This is a genomic window from Flavobacterium piscisymbiosum, assembly GCF_020905295.1.
Classification (GTDB): Bacteria; Bacteroidota; Bacteroidia; order Flavobacteriales; family Flavobacteriaceae; genus Flavobacterium; species Flavobacterium piscisymbiosum.
Genome location: NZ_JAJJMM010000001.1, coordinates 5,337,946 through 5,359,597, shown reverse-complemented (window position 1 = coordinate 5,359,597; position 21,652 = coordinate 5,337,946). Strand labels below are relative to the sequence as shown.

At 35.7% G+C, this 21,652-nt stretch carries 8 protein-coding genes; all 8 read left to right on the top strand.

Translation table 11 applies throughout. From position 1 onward, the window contains the following. Positions 1–19 precede the first annotated feature (19 nt). The 8 genes from LNP81_RS22610 to LNP81_RS22575 all read left to right on the top strand — a co-directional run bounded on the left by LNP81_RS22610 (position 20) and on the right by LNP81_RS22575 (position 21,652). Positions 20–1,345 (top strand): BNR repeat-containing protein, encoded by a 1,326-nt coding sequence (locus LNP81_RS22610; RefSeq protein WP_230039543.1) that lies wholly within the window; start codon positions 20–22, stop codon positions 1,343–1,345. A 297-nt stretch (positions 1,346–1,642) separates the two neighbouring features. After that, on the top strand, positions 1,643–4,756 hold the full coding sequence (lacZ, locus tag LNP81_RS22605; RefSeq protein ID WP_230039542.1) for a beta-galactosidase, LacZ type: 3,114 nt from the start codon (positions 1,643–1,645) through the stop codon (positions 4,754–4,756). A gap of 377 nt (positions 4,757–5,133) precedes the next feature. After that, positions 5,134–9,225: a hybrid sensor histidine kinase/response regulator transcription factor gene (locus LNP81_RS22600; RefSeq protein WP_230039541.1), complete on the top strand. Its 4,092-nt coding sequence runs from the start codon at positions 5,134–5,136 to the stop codon at positions 9,223–9,225. Between the two features lie 78 nt (positions 9,226–9,303). Next, a complete protein-coding gene (locus LNP81_RS22595) occupies positions 9,304–10,461 on the top strand; it encodes a glycoside hydrolase family 88/105 protein (protein ID WP_230039540.1) in 1,158 nt (385 codons plus the stop codon). Between the two features lie 648 nt (positions 10,462–11,109). Next, complete coding sequence (locus LNP81_RS22590) at positions 11,110–14,436, top strand: SusC/RagA family TonB-linked outer membrane protein (RefSeq protein ID WP_230039539.1); 3,327 nt, start codon at positions 11,110–11,112, stop codon at positions 14,434–14,436. 11 nt (positions 14,437–14,447) lie between these two features. Continuing rightward, complete coding sequence (locus tag LNP81_RS22585; protein WP_230039538.1) at positions 14,448–16,430, top strand: RagB/SusD family nutrient uptake outer membrane protein; 1,983 nt, start codon at positions 14,448–14,450, stop codon at positions 16,428–16,430. Between the two features lie 358 nt (positions 16,431–16,788). Then, positions 16,789–20,667, top strand: a complete 3,879-nt coding sequence (locus LNP81_RS22580) for a glycosyl hydrolase (RefSeq protein WP_230039537.1) — start codon at positions 16,789–16,791, stop codon at positions 20,665–20,667. Positions 20,668–20,797: 130 nt separating this feature from the next. Next, positions 20,798–21,652: a glycoside hydrolase family 16 protein gene (locus LNP81_RS22575; protein ID WP_230039536.1), complete on the top strand. Its 855-nt coding sequence runs from the start codon at positions 20,798–20,800 to the stop codon at positions 21,650–21,652.

Here is a 21,652-nt window from a genome sequence, read left to right as displayed (position 1 = left end):
GATTTGACAATAACAACAAATGGATATCAATTTACTAAGGCATTTAAATAAAAATCAGGTATTTGCAAGTTTGTTTTTAATGATGGCATTTTCATCATATACGGCTAAGGCACAGCTAAAAACCAGCGAAAGCGAAATTGGTTTAGGGTGGAGCAATAATTCTGTCAATACCGTAATTTTTAGGAACAGCGCCTTAACTACTTTTAAAGGAGTTCAATATACAGCATACTACGATCCCGAAGGCAGGGTAGTTTTAGCAAAACGCAAACTAACTGCACAAAAATGGGATACATTAATTACTCCGTATAGCGGTAATGTAAAAGATGCACACAACGACATCAGCATTGCAATAGACAGCGATGGTTATCTTCATATGAGTTGGGATCATCATGATACGCGCTTGCGTTATGCCAGAAGCAAAATGCCATACAGTTTAGCGTTGGGCGAAGAAAAAGCGATGACCGGCACAGATGAAGCCAAAGTAACGTATCCTGAATTTCATAATTTACCCGACGGAAAATTATTGTTTTGCTATCGTTCCGGAGCTTCGGGACGAGGAAATATGATTATGAAATTATATGATGTAAAAACGCAGCAATGGACATCTTTGCAAAATAATTTAATCGACGGCGAAAATCAACGCAGTGCTTATTGGCAAATGTGTGTAGGCAAAAAAGGAATTTACATGTCGTGGGTCTGGAGAGAAAGTTGGGACGTATCTACAAATCATGATATTTGTTACGCTTTTTCTGCAGATGGAGGAAAAACATGGCAAAAATCTACAGGCGAAAAATACGTTTTGCCTATTACAAAAGCAACAGCCGAACAAGCCTGGGCAGTACCTCAAAACAGCAGCTTAATCAATCAAACGGCCATGACAGTCGATGATCAGGGAAATCCGTATATTACTACTTACTGGGACAATACCGGAATACCGCAATATAAAGTGGTGTATTTATCCAGAGGAAAATGGAATTTAATCCCGACTAATTTTCATACCAAATCATTTACTTTAGGCGGAGGAGGTACCAAAAGAATCCCTATTTCACGTCCTGAAATTTTAGTACATAAATCGATGTTGTATTTGCTTTTTAGAGACGAAGAAAGAGACAATAAAATAACATTGGGCTATACCAATCTGCAAAATAAACAATGGAAAGTAGAGGATCTTAGCCAATTTTCAGTAGGGCAATGGGAACCTAATTTTGATAAAGAACTCTGGAACGATAAAAAACAACTGCATATTTTTTCTCAAAATGTAAATCAGGCCGATGGAGAAGGTTTAGTCAAAGCAAATCCTGAGCCTGTAAAAATTTTAGAAGTAAAAAAGTTGCCAGTGCTATAATATCCATTTTTTAGTTTTAAAATTATGAATCATGTAAAATATTTGCTAATTAATTTGTTTTAAAGCTGTTTTTATTGATATACCCCTTCTAATTTATTGTTACGTCCCTCTTGTCTTATATGCTGTTATCTAAATTTGTGAAGTTATTTTTTATTTCTAAAATTGAGCATATCATTTTTAATTGGGACCAATACATTTTTTTAAAGTGTATCTGTTTTAGTAATGATGATGGGCAAAATTTAATTGAAATAAAATTTAGGAGTATTAAATTTTAGTTCCCATTTTTAAAATAATTAAATGAAAAAAATTGTATTAGCGCTTGCTTTATTTTTGAGTCTGCAAAATAATTATGCCCAGAGTAATGAATGGGAAAATCCTAAAATTCTCGACCGGGGGAAAGAAGCAGGAAGAAGTTCCTTTCTTTTATATAGTAACGAAGCTGAATTGAAAGGCAATGATCCTCAAAAATCAGCATTATATCAGAGTTTAAATGGAAGCTGGAAATTCAATATTGTAAAAAATCCGTCGCAAAGACCCATGGATTTTTTTGCAGTAAACTTAGATGATAGCAATTGGAAAAACATTCAGGTGCCTTCGAACTGGGAAATAGAAGGTTTTGATATTCCTATTTATACCAATATTACGTATCCATTTCCTAAAAATCCTCCTTTTATAAATGGAGATTATAATCCGGTAGGAAGCTACAGACGCACTTTTGAAATTGCTGATTCCTGGAAAGACAAAGAAATAATACTTCATTTTGGTTCTATCAGCGGGTATGCGAAAGTGTTCTTAAACGGAAAAGAAGTAGGGATGACCAAAGCATCCAAAACGCCTGCCGAATTTAATATTACTTCTTTTTTACAAAAAGGAAATAACCTGATTGCAGTTCAGGTATTTCGCTGGCATGACGGAAGTTATTTAGAAGATCAGGATTTCTGGAGGTTAAGCGGTATCGAGCGTGATGTTTATTTGCAGGCAATGCCCAAAACAACCATTTGGGATTATTTTGTAAAAAGTGACTTAGACAATCAATATAAAAACGGGATTTTTAATCTTGACGTTACTTTAAAATCTTTTGAAAACAGTAAAATTAAAAACACTGTTGTAAAAGCGGAGCTATTTGACAAAGAAGGAAATGTAATCTTCTCTGAAAGTAAAAAAGTAAACGCTAAAGAACAGAAAATCAGCTTTGAAAAAACAATCGAAAATGTAAAACAATGGAACGCAGAAACACCAAATCTGTATAAATACACTATTACATTATTAGACAATAAAGGAAAAACATTAGAAATTATTTCTAAAAAAACAGGTTTTAGAAAAGTTGAAATAAAAGATGCCCGACTATTAGTAAATGGTAAGGTTGTAATGGTAAAAGGTGTTAATATACACGAACATGACGATGTAAAAGGGCACGTTCCTGTTGAAGCTACAACAGTAAAAGACCTTCAGCTAATGAAGGAATTTAATATTAATGCCATTAGAATGAGCCACTATCCGCATGATAATCATATCTATGATTTATGTGATGAATATGGTTTTTATGTGGTCGATGAGGCCAATATCGAAAGCCATGCAATGGGTGCCGAATGGCAAAATTGGTTCGATAAAACCAAACATCCTGCTTACTTGCCAGAATGGGCACCGGCGCATATGGATCGTATTGAAAGAATGTTTGCCCTGGATAAAAATCATCCGTCAATTATCATCTGGTCTTTAGGGAATGAATGCGGGAATGGTCCTGTTTTTTATGATGCATACGATTGGCTTAAGAAAATAGATACTACACGTCCGGTTCAGTTTGAGCAGGCAGGAGAAAACAGAAATACCGATATCGTAGCGCCTATGTATCCGGGAATTAAAAGCATGAAAGATTATGCTAATTCTGATAAAACGCGTCCTTATATCATGTGCGAATATGCGCATGCTATGGGAAACAGCAGCGGAAATTTTCAGGAATACTGGGACATTATCAATAATAGTAAACGCATGCAGGGTGGTTTTATTTGGGATTGGATTGATCAGGGACTGAAAACAAAAAATGAAAAAGGAGTTACTTTTTGGGCATACGGCGGAGATTTAGGCGGTGCTGATTTACAAAACGATGAGAATGGTTGTGCTGATGGACTTGTGTTTTCTAACAGAACTCCAAAACCGGCATTAAGTGAAGTAAAGAAAGTGTATCAAAATATTCAATTTCAATTGAATGGAACTGATTTAGCGGTAACAAACCATTATAATTTTACCAATCTGTCTGATTATATCTTTAAGTGGGAATTGATTAAAAATGGCGTAAAAATAAAATCGGCAGAATTTAATTTGGATGCAGCTCCGGAAGAAACTAAAAAAACAACACTGGATTTAGGTACAATCGATGAGAATTCAGAATATTTTTTAAATGTTTTTGCCGTTTCAAAATACGATGCGCCTTTGGTGGCAAAAGGACATGAATTTGCCAGAGAGCAATTTAAAATAGGCAAAGGTTCTTATTTTAAAAACAACAGTATTGCCAAAAGTGATTCAAAATTAAAATACACTGTGAGCAATAATATCGTGTCTTTTGAGGCTGAAAATAGTACAGGACAATTTGATTTAAAAAAAGGAGAAATCTTGAATTATAAACTGAAAAATGCGGGCAATGAAATTTTTACCAATTTCCCTTCGCCTTATTTTTGGCGTGCTCCAACAGATAATGATTTTGGAAACGGAATGCCAAATAAATTAGCGATCTGGAAAGAAGCATCAAAAAATCCGATTGTAGAAAGTGTTAAACTTGATAAAAATACTACCGAAGGTTTGCTTATAAAAGTAGCTTATAAACTGGCACAGGCAGATGTTCCTTATACGGTAGAATATCTTATTCAAAATAACGGATCGATAAAAATTACTGCATCTCTAGATTTGGCAGGGAAAGATTTACCTGAATTACCTCGTTTTGGAATGCGCATCAAGTTAAACGGTGATTATGATAATCTGAGTTATTATGGAAGAGGACCATGGGAAAATTATTCAGATAGAAATTCGGCTTCTTTTATTGGAGAATATTCAGATAAAGTCATAAATCAATATGCCAGAAATTACATTCGTCCTCAGGAATCGGGTTATAAAACGGATGTTCGTTGGCTTACATTAAAAAATAACAACGGGCAAGGTATTAAAATCGAAGGGCAGCAAGCACTTAGTTTTAGTACATTGAATATTTCGACAGAAGATTTAGATCCGGGAAAAAATAAAGCGCAGAGACATCCTTCTGATTTGAATTTAGATTCTAAAGAAGCCGTTTACCTGCATTTAGATTACAAACAAAGAGGTTTGGGTGGTGATGATAGTTGGGGACGACTTCCTCATGATCCCTACCGATTATTAGAGAAACAATACAGTTATTCGTATACCATATCATTGGTGAAATAAACTGTTGAGCATAATTATTTTTAACACATAGAAACATAGATTTTTCTAATTAAAAGAAGGCGTTTCACTTGTTTTTAATGCATCCCGTCCCGAAGTTTCGGGATAGGTACTATCTATGAAAAAGAAATGTATTTCTTTTTTTGTATCCTTTTTGTTCATAAATTCTATGTTTCTCTGTGTTTAATTATTTTTTTATGACGCTAGCAAAGCAAACGGAAGAAGTAATTATATTCTATGAATTTAATTCGTATTTTTCTAAATATTTGTTCAGAAGAACCTATGAAATCATTCATAGGTTTTTCTAATTTTAAAGATTTTAAGTTTAATAAATGAATTTTAATAAAAAAGCTGATACTTAATTCCAATCCTACCATATTTTGAAAAATAGAATCCTATTATTTTTAATGCTTTTAGTTTGTTCGCCGTCTATGCCACAGACAGCAGGTTCATCTGTTTCAAAATTTGGACATGCTAAATATGATATTAGTTACATTGGCATAAAAAACGGATTGGCCAATAATGCTGTTACTTCGGTCTACAAAGACAAGCGTGGCTTAATGTGGTTTGGTACTTATGACGGAATAAGCAGGTATGATGGTTATAATTTTTTAAGCTTTAGAAACGAACCTAACGACCGTAATTCATTAAACAATAACAGGGTTGTAAGTATTTGCGGAACTAAAAATGAAATTTGGATTGGTACAAAAGGAGGAATAAGTGTTTATGATTATTTGAGTAATCAGTTTAGTACGCGCTATTATCTAAATGCGAAAACTTCTAAGAGTGAGCCTATAGATTTTGTTATCAATAAAATCATCGATCACAAATCAAACATGTATATAGGCACGGCAGGCAAGGGATTGCTTTATTATGCAGACAAGCAGGAAATCATTCAGATCCCGCTTTATGTAAACGGAAAACTGCAATGGGATTATCATGTTCAGGGAATGGATTTTGATCAATCCGGTAAATTCTGGTGTTTTGTTCAGGGCGTTGGCCTAGTGACTATGGATGCAACGGCCAAAAAGCTTATCGTTGTTTTCTCTGATTTTACAACGGGTAACTGCATTTTATGCGATAAATTTTCGAATATTTGGATCGGGGTCGATGAAGGTTTATTAAAATACAACGGATCAAACAAAACACATCACATTTATACGAATCAGGAAATTCAGTATCCTATTTCTGATTTAATGTGTAAAAAAGACAAAAAGGAACTTTGGATCGCTACAAACGGTAACGGAATCATAAAATACAATTATGTTTCGGATACTTTTTCTTTATTTAATGCGAGTTCAGATGAAGAAAAACTGAACAGCAACGCCATTTCATCGTTGTTTTCAGACAATGAAAACAGAGTCTGGATTGGGACTTTAAGAGGAGGAGTAAATAAAATTGAAGAAACAAAAAGTCCTTTTATTACTATTTCGAAAAATGAAAACATAAAAAATACCCTGCCCAGCGATTTTATTCTTTCGTTATCAGAGCAGGATAGCGAACATTTATGGATAGGAACTGACGGAGCAGGAGCAAGTTTGTGGAATAAAAAGACCAATACATTTACCAATTATGCTTATAACGCAAACAACCCCAATTCGATCTCGAATAATTTTGTAACCGCAATTGTAAAGGACAATAAAGGAACCTGGTTTGCTACTTACGGCGGTGGTGTTTCTTTGTTTAATGCTCAGACGGGTAATTTTAAAAAATACAGTTTTTTTAATCCCAAATACCAGTCATTTCAAAAAAATATATGGGTACTTTTTCGTGGTAAGGATAATGTTTTATGGGCCGGTTCTCCGGATGATGAAGGACTGTATCGTTACAATAATTCAACCGATAAATTCGATTTTGTCGATGCAAAAATAAGAGGGATTATCTCGATCACCGAAGATGAAAATAACAATCTTTGGATAGGAAATTTTACCAAACTAATTCGCCTCAATACCAAAACAATGCAGCGAAAAGAAATTGAGGTAAAATATCCGGTTCGGTCTGTGATTGCTCTTTCGAAAACAAAAATACTGGTGGGTACAGAAGGAGGAGGTTTGATGATTTTTAATCCCGAAACTTCGGCCAAAAAAATCCTTACTCAGCGAAACGGACTTCCTAATAATTCGGTTTTAAACATTGTTCAGGACAATCAGGGCGCTTTTTGGGGCAGCACCTATAACGGAATATTCAGTTATAATATAAAAAACGGGAAAATAACGAGTTATCATGATACTGATGGACTGCAAAGCAATCAGTTTAATTACAATGCGGCCTTAAAACTTACCACCGGCGAAATTGTTTTTGGAGGAATTAAAGGTTTTAATATTATTGATACCAGAATTAATAGTCAGATTCATGATTTTCCAAAAGTCGTAATAACCGCTATAAAAGTAAATAATAAAGTTTTTGATCAGTCGGGTCTCACTTCTTTTGGCGTCGATCAATTAAAATTACCTTATGACGAATCGATGCTTAATATCGATTTTACTGCTTTAGAATACAGTTTGCCTGAAAAAATATCGTACGCTTATTTTCTCGAAGGCTGGGATTCGCAATGGCATTATATTGATAATATCCGAAGTGCCAATTATTCCCGATTGACAGAGGGAGATTATGTATTGAAGATAAAATCTACAAATGCAGAAGGAGTCTGGAATACAAAGTCGATTTCGCTGCCAATTACCATATTACCACCATGGTACAGAAGCGGTTTTGCCTATTTTATCTATTTTCTTCTTGTTGCTTTTATTATTTATGTTGTCGATAAATACCAGCGAAAACAAGCACAGCTTCAATATGAAATAAAGCTTTCGCAGGATTTGGCAAAACAGGAAAAAGAGTTAAATGAGAAAAAGATAACCTTTTTTACGAATATTTCTCACGAGTTCAGATCGCCCTTAACGATGATTATCAATCCGCTAAAGGATATCATTTATGGAACAGATCAGCAAATAGATCCGGGCGCTATCGAAATGGTATACAGTAATTCCAGAAGATTATTGAGTTTGGTCGATCAGCTGCTTCTTTTTAGAAAAACAGAAACAGAAACGGGAAAACTTAAAATTGGACAAATTGATATTGTAGAATTGGCCAAAGAGGTTTTTAGCTGTTTTGTGCATCATGCAAAAATTAAAAAAATCGATTACAGTTTTAGTATTTCCGAAGAAAGGCTATTGGTTTATGTCGATCGCGAAAAAATAGAAATGACGTTGTTTAACCTGATTTCGAACGCATTAAAATTTACAGAAAAAGAAAACGGAAGCGTAACTGTCAATTTGCGATGCACAGACAAAGAGGTTATTATAAAAGTTATTGATAACGGAGAAGGTGTTCCGGATGCTGATAAAGACAAGATATTTAATTTGTTTTATCAGTCGAATAACAACATAAAAAACAACCGTAAAGGATTTGGTATTGGGCTTTATTTGGTGAAACAATTTGTTAATCAGCATTTTGGTGAAGTGAGCTGTTACGATAATGAAAACGGAGGAGCTATTTTTGAAATTAAATTGCCTTTGGGGAAAGAACATTTTGGAGATATAGAAATCAGAGAAGACTTAAGCGACAGAACTTTGTTTCTAGAAGAAGCTCTGGAAGATACGGTATTGCAGGAAAATGGTTTGCAGAGAATTGATGAAACGGAAACTGTCAATGAATTAATAAAAGATGCCAAAAGTATTTTAGTAGTTGATGATAATGCCCAGATAAGAAATTATCTAAAGCGAATTTTAGCGCCAAAATATCATATTACGCTGGCTGAAAATGCAGAAACAGCTTTGACTATTATCAAAAAAATACAGCCCGACTTAGTAATTTCAGATGTTGTAATGGGAGAAATGAATGGCGTGGCTTTTTGCAAGCATATAAAATCTGATGAAGAATTAAAGCACATTCCTGTAATATTACTTACCGGAGGAACTTCAGAAGAAGTAAAACTAAAAGGTGCCGAAGTGGGAGCCGATGATTACATCACAAAACCATTTGATAATGAATATTTATTAGCCAGAATCAGCGGAATATTAGCCCGAAGAGATAGTGAACAGAATTATTTGCTGAACTCAGTGACCAAAAAAGAGGCAAATCTAAAACTCTCTGATGAGGATAAAAAACTCATAGAAAGAATCGTAGACGTTATTGATGCCAATTTGGATGTCGAAAATTTCAATGTGCACGATCTGGCATTTCACCTGGGCATGAGTTATTCTTTAGTATATAAAAAAATTAAAAAAATTACAGGCAAATCTGTTTCAGAATTTACCCGAAACGTTCGATTGCGAAAAGTTGCAACATTATTAATTACAACCGATTTACAAATAAGTCAGGCCGCTTCGATTGCCGGTTTTGGTGATATAAAATATTTCAGGAAACACTTTCAGCAATTTTATAATATAAATCCTTCGGAGTTTAAGAAAAAGTATCAAAACGTAAAGGACAATAAATACATACTGAATGAAAGTTTTTGGAAATCAACCTAAAACGAACAAAATTAGGGTCAAGTATAAAAATACTAACTGATCCTCCATCAAAATAATTTAATATTTAATCTTACTATAATGATGAAATTTAGAAACACATTTTTTATTGTAATGGCCGCCGTATCTCTTACAGCTGTTAGTTGCAAAACCAATGCTGTAACACAAAAAAGTGCCATAAAACAATCTAAGAAAGAAGTTATTGCTATTATCGACAAAGTAAACAACCGCTGGCAGGATACACATCCGGAATTGGGTAATGCTTTTTGGAACGTTGCGGCTTATCATACCGGAAATATGGAAGCTTATAAAGTAACACAAAACAAAAAGTATCTGGACTATTCGATGGCGTGGGCAGAAAAAAATCAATGGATGGGAGCCAAATCAACTGATAAATCTGAATGGAAATACAATTACGGAGAAAAGGATAAACATGTATTGTTTGGCGACTGGCAAATTTGTTTTCAGACGTATATCGATTTATACAATTTTACAGGCAAGAATGATCCGCATAAAATTGCACGTGCCCGTGAAGTTATGGAGTATGAAATGAGCACGCAAGCAAACGATTATTGGTGGTGGGTTGACGGTTTGTATATGGTAATGCCGGTAATGACAAAGCTATACAACGTGACGGGCAACGAAATGTATTTAGAGAAATTACATTCGTATTTGTTATATGCCGATAGTATTATGTACGATAAGGAAGCCAGCTTGTATTTTCGTGATGCAAAATATGTGTATCCAAAGCATACAAGTGCCAACGGGAAAAAAGATTTTTGGGCCAGAGGAGACGGTTGGATTTTTGCAGGCTATGCCAAAATTATTCAGGATTTGCCCAAAACAGCTCAACATAGAGACGAATACATAAGACGTTTTAAGGATATGGCCAAAGCCTTGGCAGATGCACAGCAAAACGAAGGATACTGGACCAGAAGTATTTTAGATCCGGGACATGCGCCGGGACCTGAAACCAGCGGTACAGCATTTTTTACGTATGGTTTTATGTGGGGAATTAACAATGGTTATTTAGATAAAAAAACATATTTGCCGGTAGTGGAAAAATCCTGGAATTACCTCACAACATTTGCGCTTCAGGCAGATGGAACCGTGGGATATGTACAGCCTATTGGCGAAAAAGCCATTCCGGGGCAAGTGGTCGATAAAAATTCGACAGCTGATTTTGGTGTAGGTGCTTTTTTATTAGCAGCATCAGAGATCTCTCGTTTTGTGAAGTAAAGTTTAAAGTTTGTTTCAGGTTGATTAGTTTTACCACAGAGTTTCGCAGAGTTTTTTCACAGAGGTTCACAAAGTTTAAATTTTGTTTCAGGTTTCAAGTTTCAAGTTGCTTCTCTGTATAGTTTTACCAAGGAGTTTCGCAGAGTTTTTTCGCAGAGTTTCACAGAATTTCACAAAGTTTTTTTAGTTTATTGCATGGAGTATTAAACTTCAGCACAGCATGCTAAATTTTTCACAGAGTTTCACAAAAGTCAACCTATTTCTTTGTGAAACTCTGTGAAATCTTTGTGCATCTCTGTGGTAAAAATATACTCAAAGTAAAGAACCTGAAACTTGAAACCTGAAACTTAAAACTTCCCAATGTTTCTTAAAAAATTACGTAAAGTTTATTTATAACACTAATTTTTTACGGTTGATACAAAAATAACCTGTTTATTAGGGTAAAATGCGGATTTGCCCCTTTTATAATGTCGTAATTACCCCCTTTCACTTATACGTCTTATGCTAGATTTGCAAGGCAGACTACAAGAAACGACGTGATATTTTTTACGTAAAAAAATTTGAAAAATTAAAATGTAAAAAATACACTTAAGTGAGTTTTTGCAGTCTGTAACTTAACTAATCAATTAACCAAAATTACAACCAAAAATGACAAAATTTATTAGGAAGATTAAGGCTCCTGATTATGTATCTGGATTTGATTTGAAAAAGAAACTAACACTACTTTGTGTTTTGGTTTCATTGTCTCAGGTACATGCATTCTCTACTGAATCCGGTAGTACAGCAGGAACAGAAAAAGTACAGCCACAAAACAGCATTACCGGTCAGGTTAAAGATCACAAGGGGATTCCTCTTCCGGGTGCTTCAGTTGCGGTAAAAGGAACAAAAAAAGGAACGATTACAGATTTTGACGGAAAATTTACGCTGGCTGCAGATGATAATGCTGTATTAGTAGTATCCTTTGTTGGTTTTGTAACCAAGGAAGTACCTGTAAATGGTAAAAACAATATTACGATACAACTGGAAGAAAACGCTGCTTCATTAGATGAGGTGGTAGTTGTAGGATATGGTAAAATGAAGAAGAAAGATTTAACAGGAGCCATTGTTCAGGTTAAAGCAGAAGCTTTGGCCAACCAAAATCCGCAAACGGTTCAGGATTTATTGAGAGGTGTTCCCGGTCTAAAAGTAGGTTATTCTGCTGATGCAAAAGGAGGAGGTTCTTTGCAGATTCGTGGACAAACTTCTGTTTATTCTGACGGAGGTCATAACTCACCGCTTATTATTTTAGACGGAATGCAATTTTACGGCGAGCTTTCAGAGATTAATCCTGATGATGTTGGTCAGATCGATGTTTTAAAAGATGCATCAGCAACAGCTGTTTACGGATCTAAAGCGGCTGCAGGGGTTATTGTTATTTCAACTAAAAAAGGAAAAACGGGTAAACCAGTTATTAATGTAACTACAAATACAACGATTACTACCAAAAGTGCTTATCGCAATGTTTATAATGCAGATGGATATATAAAATATCGTCAGGATTGGGAAACTGCTAAAACGTACGGAACAAATACGGCCACCGGAAATTACGAGGCATGGGTAACAGGAACAGCTGCTAATAAAGCGGGGTATTATACAAATCCAAATCAATTAGATCAATATGGTATCACTCAGGCGCAATGGTTGGCTTATCAGCCAGCTGCACAAATACAAGGCAAAAGTCTGAATGAAGTTTGGGGACTTCGCCTGGGAATTACTGATGCGTCGCTCCTGAAGAATTTTACAGATGGAAAAACACACGATTGGTATGGCAGTACTTTTAGAACAGGAATAAATCACGACAATAACTTAAGTGTTTCCGGAGCAAGCGATAAAGTAAATTATTATATGTCTTTGGGTTATTTAACCTCAGAAGGAGCTATTCAGGGTAATGATTATTCTGCAGTTCGTGCGAATATGAAAGTAGATGCTAAAATTACAAGCTGGCTTGAATTTGGAGCCAATGTTAATTTTCAGGATCGTTCAGATGGAGATATATCTGTGGGTACAGGAACCAATTATTGGGATGCAAATATGTTAAGAAACAGCCCGTTTTCTAATTTTACAGAAGCAAATGGTGACTATGCAAGACAACCAATGGGACCAACAATTGGAGGTTATAATTATTACTATGACAGACAATATATGGAACTTGAAAAAGGGTATACGGTATTGAATACCATTTTTAATACAAAAGTAACTTTACCTTTAGGTATTACCTATTCCTTTAATGCTGCACCACGTTATGAGTTCTTTTACAACCGTTATTTTCAATCGGCGGGTAATAAAAACCTGAATCCTGTAAACATAGGAGTAGATAGAGGTAATGGTAAAAAGTTTACCTGGAATCTGAACAATACATTAACATGGGACCATACATTCAAGGAGAAACACCACTTCATAGTAACTTTAGTTCAGGAAGCAGAAGACCTAAAAACATGGTCAGATGTTGTATATGCCCGTAACATTCAGCCTTCTGATGCCTTAGGATTTCACAATATTGCTAACGCAACTCTTTTGAACAGCTCATTTTCAAGTACAGATACGCATCAAACAGCCGATGGTTTAATGGCGAGACTTTTCTATTCGTTTGATAATCGTTATATGATAACCGCAACGGTACGTCGTGATGGATATTCAGCATTTGGAGCTTCATATCCTTACGCTACTTTCCCTTCTGTTGCAGTGGGATGGAACTTTAATCAGGAAAGCTGGTTTCATTGGACTCCTTTAAGTACAGGTAAATTACGAGTTTCCTGGGGTAAAAACGGAAACAGATCGCTTGCAGATCCATACATTGCTTTGGCGAATTTAGGTTCAGGTACAGGTGCAACAATGGGATATATAGATGCTTCAGGAAATATTGTTGATACGAAGTACTTAGCTATTGACCGTATGGCGAATCCTAATTTGCAATGGGAAAAAACAACCGCAACAAATATTGGTCTTGATTTTGGTTTCTTAAAAGATCGTATTACCGGAACTGTAGATCTTTACAGATCAGTTACCAATGATATGATTATGAGTCAGCGTTTGCCAGGTTTCTCCGGATTTGGATCAATTGCAACCAATCTTGGTGAGGTCGAAAATAAAGGGATCGAAATAAGTCTTAATACTTTAAATATAAAAAATCCAAATTTTGAATGGACTACCATGGTTGCTTTTTCATACAATAAAAACAAGATTAATGCATTGTACGGCAATATGGAAGATGTTAAGGATGCCAATGGTAATGTTGTTGGAACAAAAGAGTCAGATGATAAAACAAACGGATGGTTTATAGGCAGACCAATTTCTCAAATCTGGGATTATAAAGTAATTGGAATCTGGCAAAAAGATGAAGCTGTAGAAGCTGCAAAATACGGCCAACGTCCTGGGGATCCAAAAGTGGAGAACAGTTATACTGCTGACGATGTGAATGGAAAACCAACTTATAATGAAAAAGACAAACAATTTTTAGGAGAAACTGCGCCACCAATTAACTGGTCATTGCGTAATGAATTTAAAATTTACAAAAACTGGGATTTGGCAATTAATATGTATGCTTACATGGGACACAAATCGCTTGACGGACGTTATATGAATACGTATAACGATGGTAGTTTATACACCAACAATTACAATCCGTTTGTAAACCCTTATTGGACAATTGATAATCCAACCAATGATTGGGCACGTCTTGATGCAAGAGGCCCTGCAGGAGCCGGAACAGCAAAATTATACGATCGTAGTTTTATTCGTTTAGACAATATTTCGTTGGCCTATTCACTTCCTAAGGATCTTATTGATCGTTTGCATGTTAGAAATTTCAAAATTTATGCTTCGGTTCAAAACGCTGCAACATGGTCAGCTAATGATCAATGGAAATATTATGGTGACCCGGAAACAGGAGGGCTTGCTACGCGAATGTTTAATTTAGGATTTAACGTTTCACTTTAAAATTATCAATAATGAAAACTTATATAAAAAATAAAATTTTAATACTGGCACCTTTAGCAGTGGCTTCTGCTCTTTTGGTTTCTTGTTCAAAGGATTTTCTGGAGCCGGATCCGCTTTCGTTTTACGAACCCGAAACTACATTTCAGACTGAATCAGGATTGCAGGCAACTTTAGCGATTGCAGATAAAGGTTTGCGTAATAATTATATTCATTATAATGCAGCGACAAACAGTGTGCCTATCGGTACAGAATATGTTTTTTCTGACATGGCAAAATATGGAAAAACAGATAACAGTAGTACTATTTCTGATTTTGCAAACACTATAGTTCCTACCGGAAGTTTTAAAACATCAACAAATGATGATTTTTATCTTGGGTTTTACTGGGATGAAGGTTATAATGGTATTAAATACGCCAATACAGTACTGACATATATTGATAATGTAACAAGTTTATCAGAAGAAGTAAAACGTAAATATATTGGTCAGGCTTATTTTCACAGAGCGTATCGTTATCTTAATTTAGTGTATCAATTTGGAGATATACCATTAATTACTAAAATTTTGCAGGTTCCAAAACAAAGTTATTATTCTACTAAAAAAGAAGCTATTATCGAAATGATTACAGCAGATATGGAAAAAGCTGTAGAATGGGTACCTGAGCAGTCAAAACTAGCTTATATAGGTTTAGTAAATAAAGGAGCTTGCCGCCAATTACTGATCAAGTGTTATCTGGCTTCAGGAAGATTTAAAGACGCAGAAACACAGGCCGATTTATTGATCAATCAATCAGGTTATTCTTTAATGCAGGGATCTTTTGGAACTTTTGATCCGGGTGGAAATCCAACTACATGGGCGATAAACAGAAATGTAATTTGGGATTTACACCGACCAGAGAATAAGGTAATTGCCGGTAACAGAGAAGCTATTTTGGTAATGCCAAATGGTGGAGTACAGTCATTTTTACCGTTTGCTTCGATGAGAATTTTTGGGCCTAACTGGAATTCCGGTACGCTTACAACTCCTGATGGTAAACAGGGAGCAAATCGTTTTGCCTCAAACAATGCTAATTATCAGGCAAAGTATGATTATGCAAGAGCACTAGGACGCGGTATTGGAACTATTAGTGCTTCTTATTATTCACAGCATCCTATGTGGGTTGTAAACGGTATCGAGGACAAACAGGATCTTAGACACAATAGTGCTGTTGGTAACTGGGTAAATATGGAAGACCTTAAATACAGTGATAAAACTTCTGCATACTACCAGCAAAATTTTAGAATGAAAGAAGGTAATACACTATTGTCAAAAGATACACTTCGTGAATGGTTCGATTTTCCGTTGTACAAAATTTATCTGCATGATGTTGTAAATGAAACGAATCCAAATGCAACTGATTTTCAGGGAGCAAGTACAGGAGGTAAGGCACACTGGTATTTATATCGTTTGGCCGAAACGTATTTGTTAAGAGCCGAAGCCCGTTTTTACCAAGGTAATGTAGGTGGAGCAACTCAGGACGTGAATGTTATCAGAGCCAGAGCCGGAGCTTCTCAAATGTACGGTCAGGTAACTATTGGTGATATTGCTGCAGAAAGAGGGAGAGAACTTTATCTGGAAGAATGGAGAAATGTTGAGTTAAAACGTATTTCGCATTGTCTTGCCCTTAGCGGACGACCAGATGAATGGGGTCAGACTTACAGTAAAGATAATTGGGATAAACAATCAGGAACTGATGCAGCCGGAGGTAGTTATTGGTACCAACGTATTTCACATTACACGCTGTATAACAAATTTCAGAGCGGAATTGTAGTGCCAAACGGTACTAAGTTTTATACCATGGACAAACGCAATAACTATTGGCCAATTCCAAACAGTGCCATAACGGCCAATATCAAAGGTAAATTAAGTCAGAACTACGGTTATGACGGTTACGATCCTAATGTTAAGGTTTGGGATAGATGGCAGGATGCTGTTGCAGATGAAACCCAAATTTAGAGATCTATTCTTTAAAATTTTCACGCCTTTTAATAGTGGTTTTTAATAAGTGTTGATTACTACAGTATTATCCCCTAAGTGGTTAGAGGGGATAATACTTGTAGTATCGTTTTTATTGCTTATAAAAATCAGTTCAAAATATATTGTGATCCTATCACTTTGTAACTAACCACTTATACTTTTTAAACTCCATAATACATTAAAAATAATACCTGTTAATAATAGCAGAAGAAATAGTGTAATACTTCTTTAAAATACAACTAAGAAGAAGCACAATTTCTTAGCAAATAATTTTGTCGGTTACCAATGAAAGCATGAAACAAAAAATTTAAAATAATTTTTAAAACAAATATTTCATATGAAAAAATTATACACAATTTTATTATTCTGGTTATCGGTCTTTGTATTCAAGATACATGCACAAGCTCCTAATTTGCCTGTAAAAGCAAACTTAGCGACTACATTAAACGGTTCTAAAACTTTTACAAACGCAGTAAGTTCAGATGTTTTATCATTTCCATTATCCAATCAAACAGAATTTACCTTAGAAGTTAAAGCTAAAATTAATGCCGCTGTAGGCAGAGGTTTAGATGTTGAGGTAAAAAATGCAATAGGACTTGGATTTAGAACTTCTTTAGATAAAACAACTTTTAATACTACCACAATCTTATCATCACCGGATAATTTAAGTACCTCTGTAGATAATGCTCAGGAACAAACGTACCGATATGCTATAAAAGGCGGTGTTGCAAATATTTATCAGGACGGACATTATTTAACGTCTAAAACACTCGATTTTTTAAATGATAATTCAGGTACAACAATAGCGTATGGTGCCGATAATTTATTAGGAAGATGGGCTGGAGTAACAGGAAATAATTCGGGGAAACCGAACGATTATGGCTGGGCAAGTACTTCTACGGCACTTCCGTGGAATACTGCAAATTCGACCTCCGGTGTACGATATCTGGATGTAACTTCCGGACATACATTTGAATCTGATAATTCAGTTTTTAGCGGAAGAATAATGTACATTCGTTGGGACAATGCCAGTTATTCTGCGGCAACGTATAGCTTTCCTGTAAAATTAGAACAGGGTTTACGATATGAATTTTCATGGATTTACGAATACATTTCAAATGCTGCTCCGGGTGCCAAACTAAATGTGGCAATATCTTCAGGCGCTGACGGATCTGGTGTTATTGCTTCTAAAACATTTACAACAGGCAACGCCAATAAATTACGAAAAGGCGATTTATCTTTTGTTTCCAATTTTGATGGCAATTATTACCTGACCATTACGGGGGATTACGGATTAATGGCTATCGCCGATTTGAAATTGAAATCTTCAAACATAATCAATACATGGGACGGTTATTTTAATGACAATGCCGGAACTCCTGCTGCTTACGCGTGGACAAATGTTACGGCTCCAACCATTTTTAATACAGCCAACAGCACCAGCGGAACACGATTTATGGATGTAACTTCCGGTCATACTTTTGAATCTGATGCGACTAATTTTTCAGGAAGATTACTCTATATGAGATGGGATACTACCGCACTTCAAAATTCGGTATATTCTTTTCCGGTTTCCCTGGAAGCTTCAAAAGGATATCAGTTTTCATGGATCTATGAGTACATTTCTAATTTAAGCCCCGGTGCTGCAATAAGTGTATCTGTTTCTACAGCTTCTAATGGCGGAGGAACAGTTGTAGCGTCTAAAAATTTTGTAACAGGCGCTGCTAATGCATTACGAAAAGGCGATTTGTTATTTCAATCTCAAAGTGCCGGAACGTATTACATCAATATCACCGGAGCCAAAGCGCTTTTTGGAATAGGAGATCTCAAAGTTCAGGAACAGCAGACAGCTAATATTGTTATTGGTAAAAATTATGCAACTGGAGCTGTTGATATGGCCATTACATCAGTCACTTTTGAGAATTTGGCATACGCACCGGAGAAAATTATTAGCCCTTCACTGCTAACAAAAGACATTACAGGCAACGCAACTGTTGCGGCTTACACAAAATCAAAAGTAATTTTAAACGGATCGGCATCTTTGTATATAAAAAACGGATACAATCCTTTAATCAATTCAACAGTAAATTTGAATTCGATCGATGCTCGTTTGTATTTTGAAAATGTTAAGCCTAGTGAAGTGATCAGTTCGCAGTTACAATATGTTTCGATAAACGGAGTTTTGGCGGGTAATGGTACAAATGCAAATGTTACAAATTATGGGTCGGGTACAGTTGTCTCTGCTTATGTTGCAGATTATCAGCCATTGCAGGTTTTTACCGAGGAGAATTTTGCCGGATCATCCCAACAATATAGTACTGTAACACCATTTGATAATTTAGGATCTTTTGATAATGCCATTAAATCATTCAAATTAAAAAAAGGATACATGGCAACTTTTGCGACAAGTGCAGACGGATCTGGTTACAGCAGGGTTTATATCGCAGAAAATGAAGATCTTGAAGTTCCGGTTTTACCCATTAATTTAAAAAGTACAATTTCGTTTGTTCGAACAATGCAATGGCATCAGGTCAATAAAAAAGGACTTGCTGGCGGAAGTACAGAAGCTATAAATACCACAAATATTACCTGGTATTACAATTGGAACACTGGAATGGATACTACGCCAAATGTAGAATATGTTCCAATTCGTCAAACCCAATGGTGGCCTTCATTTACACCTGCCTATACGAAAGATGGTTATACTCATTTATTAGGATTTAATGAACCAGATCGTCCTGATCAGGCAAATATGACAGTTGAAGCTGCAATAAGTTCCTGGCCGGCTCTTTTAAAATCAGGATTAAGAGTAGGATCTCCTGCAACATCAGATCCGTTTAATCCGTGGATGGCTAATTTTATGACACAGGCAGAAGCTAATAATTATCGAATTGACTATGTCGCACTTCATTGTTACTGGTACAAAACTGCCGCACAATGGAAAAGCGATTTGCAGAACATTTATGATAAATACCACAGACCAATCTGGATTACAGAATGGAATGTAGGTGCAAACTGGACAGGTAACAATTTTCCTGACGGGCCTGTTTTACTTACAGATGCAAATGCTATTAAGCATAAAAATGATTTGGCAGCAGTATTAAATGTGCTTGAAACGACTGATTATATCGAGCGTTATTCGATATACAACTGGGTACAGGATTCCAGAGCAATGTACGTAACTATAGATGATGCTTTTAAAACCAGAAATCCAAACTGGCAAAATTATGTATGGCTTCAAACAGCGCCGGTTATTTCCAGCACCGCTACAAGTTATACCGTACTAACGCCTGCAGGGGAATATTATGCCAAAAATGCATCGGCGAAAGCCTATAATTCAGGTAAAGAATACATTCCGTTATGGAAAACGAAAGTAGAAACGCTGAGTTATACGCTGACATCAGATTATAAAAATATTACCGTAAAATGGACCGGAACTAATCAGGAATTGGTCAGCAAATATATTTTAGAAAGAAAGCTAACAGGCGAAAGCGCATTTTCAGTTTTCTATGAATCAACAAATTACAATGTTCTTGAAAAAATAGATCAGGTTCGTACTCACGCAGAATACAGAATTAAAGTAGTAGGCAAAGACAATGTCGAGTCAGCTTATTCAGCTATTTTGGTTTATGATCAGCCTGCTATTCCGGCTATTCCAACCAATTTTCAGGGAGAAGCAATATCCACATCAGCCATCAACTTAAAATGGGCGGTAGTTGCAGATGCAGCATCTTATAAAATAAAAAGAGCAACAACAGTAAACGGTACTTACGAAAGTATAGGAGCGTATGTAAAAGACACTATTTTCAGTGATACAAATTTAGAAGCAAACAAAGATTACTTCTACAAAATAGCGTCAGAAAATGCGGGGGGCGAAAGTCTGTATTCATCGGCTTTGCAGGTTAAAACACAAGCAACGCTAAGTACGTTTGTGGTTAAAAATGCTTTGACTTTAAATGCCTCAGAAGGAGATTTGACAGGTGCTGTTAGCGCGTTTCCAAATCCTACAAATGGTCAGTTCGATGTTTTTTTACCAACCAATGAAGCTACCGTTGCAATTGCAATTTATAGTTCAGATTCAAAATTAATTTCGAGATCGAATTATGTAATCGAAAATGGTAAAGTGCATCTGAATATAGAAAATCAGCCTCGCGGAATTTATCTGGTTAAGATTCAATCGCATCCCGATGCAGCAATCAGAATCATTAAAAAATAAGAATTGCAGATAAAATAATAAGTATTGGTTTTTTTAATTTAGTAGTGATGAGGGATCTTTCGGGATCCCTTATTTAAAATATTTGGACTGAGTTCAGGATTAATTTTAGATAAAAATAAACTGAGTAAAAATGAGATTTATTGGTAAGTTTTTGGCGTTGGGTATTGTCCTGATGCTGATTTTTGGTTTCGTCATCCACAGATCGAAATCTTCAAAACATGAAGATTATAAGTTGGTTTGGGCAGATGAATTTAATAAAAATGGTCCTCCGGATGAAAAGAATTGGAATTATGAAACAGGTTTTGTGAGAAATCAGGAAAACCAGTGGTATCAAAAAGAAAACGCCTTTTGCAAAGATGGTTTTTTGATTATTGAAGCCAGAAATGAAAACAGACCCAATCCCAATTTTGTTGCTAAAAACCATAAGGATTTTGCCAAAAACAGAGATTCGATAAAAGTTACCTCTTCCTGTTTGATTACGCGCGGAAAACATTCGTGGCAATACGGGAGATTTGAAATGCGTGCAAAAATCCCAACCGGAAAAGGAATGTGGCCGGCTTTCTGGAGTTTGGGTATAAAAGGCAACTGGCCTGCCAATGGCGAAATTGATATCATGGAATATTATACAGGAAAAATATTAGCCAATGCCGCATGGAAATCAAAGGACGCCAATACAGCCTGGGACGCTGAAGCAGTTAAACTCACAGATTTTAAAGATAATTCCTGGGCAAACCAATTTCATGTCTGGAAAATGGATTGGGATGCACAATCGATTAAATTATATGTAGATGATCAGTTATTAAATGAGATTAATATTGATAAAACTATAAATACGCCGGATCAAACTATAATTCCGTTTCAGCAGCCTCATTATCTGTTAGTAAATCTGGCTGTAGGAGGAATAAACGGAGGGGAATTTACCAGTGCAGATCTTCCGTCAAAATACATTATAGATTATATAAGGGTTTATCAAAAAAAGAAATAA

What these genes read in the sequence shown, in the direction of transcription:
- LNP81_RS22595 (WP_230039540.1), top strand. Translation starts at nt 9,304, where the DNA reads ATGATGAAATTTAGAAACACATTTTTTATTGTAATGGCCGCCGTATCT.
- LNP81_RS22590 (WP_230039539.1), top strand. Translation starts at nt 11,110, where the DNA reads ATGACAAAATTTATTAGGAAGATTAAGGCTCCTGATTATGTATCTGGA.
- lacZ (WP_230039542.1), top strand. Translation starts at nt 1,643, where the DNA reads ATGAAAAAAATTGTATTAGCGCTTGCTTTATTTTTGAGTCTGCAAAAT.
- LNP81_RS22580 (WP_230039537.1), top strand. Translation starts at nt 16,789, where the DNA reads ATGAAAAAATTATACACAATTTTATTATTCTGGTTATCGGTCTTTGTA.
- LNP81_RS22575 (WP_230039536.1), top strand. Translation starts at nt 20,798, where the DNA reads ATGAGATTTATTGGTAAGTTTTTGGCGTTGGGTATTGTCCTGATGCTG.
- LNP81_RS22610 (WP_230039543.1), top strand. Translation starts at nt 20, where the DNA reads ATGGATATCAATTTACTAAGGCATTTAAATAAAAATCAGGTATTTGCA.
- LNP81_RS22585 (WP_230039538.1), top strand. Translation starts at nt 14,448, where the DNA reads ATGAAAACTTATATAAAAAATAAAATTTTAATACTGGCACCTTTAGCA.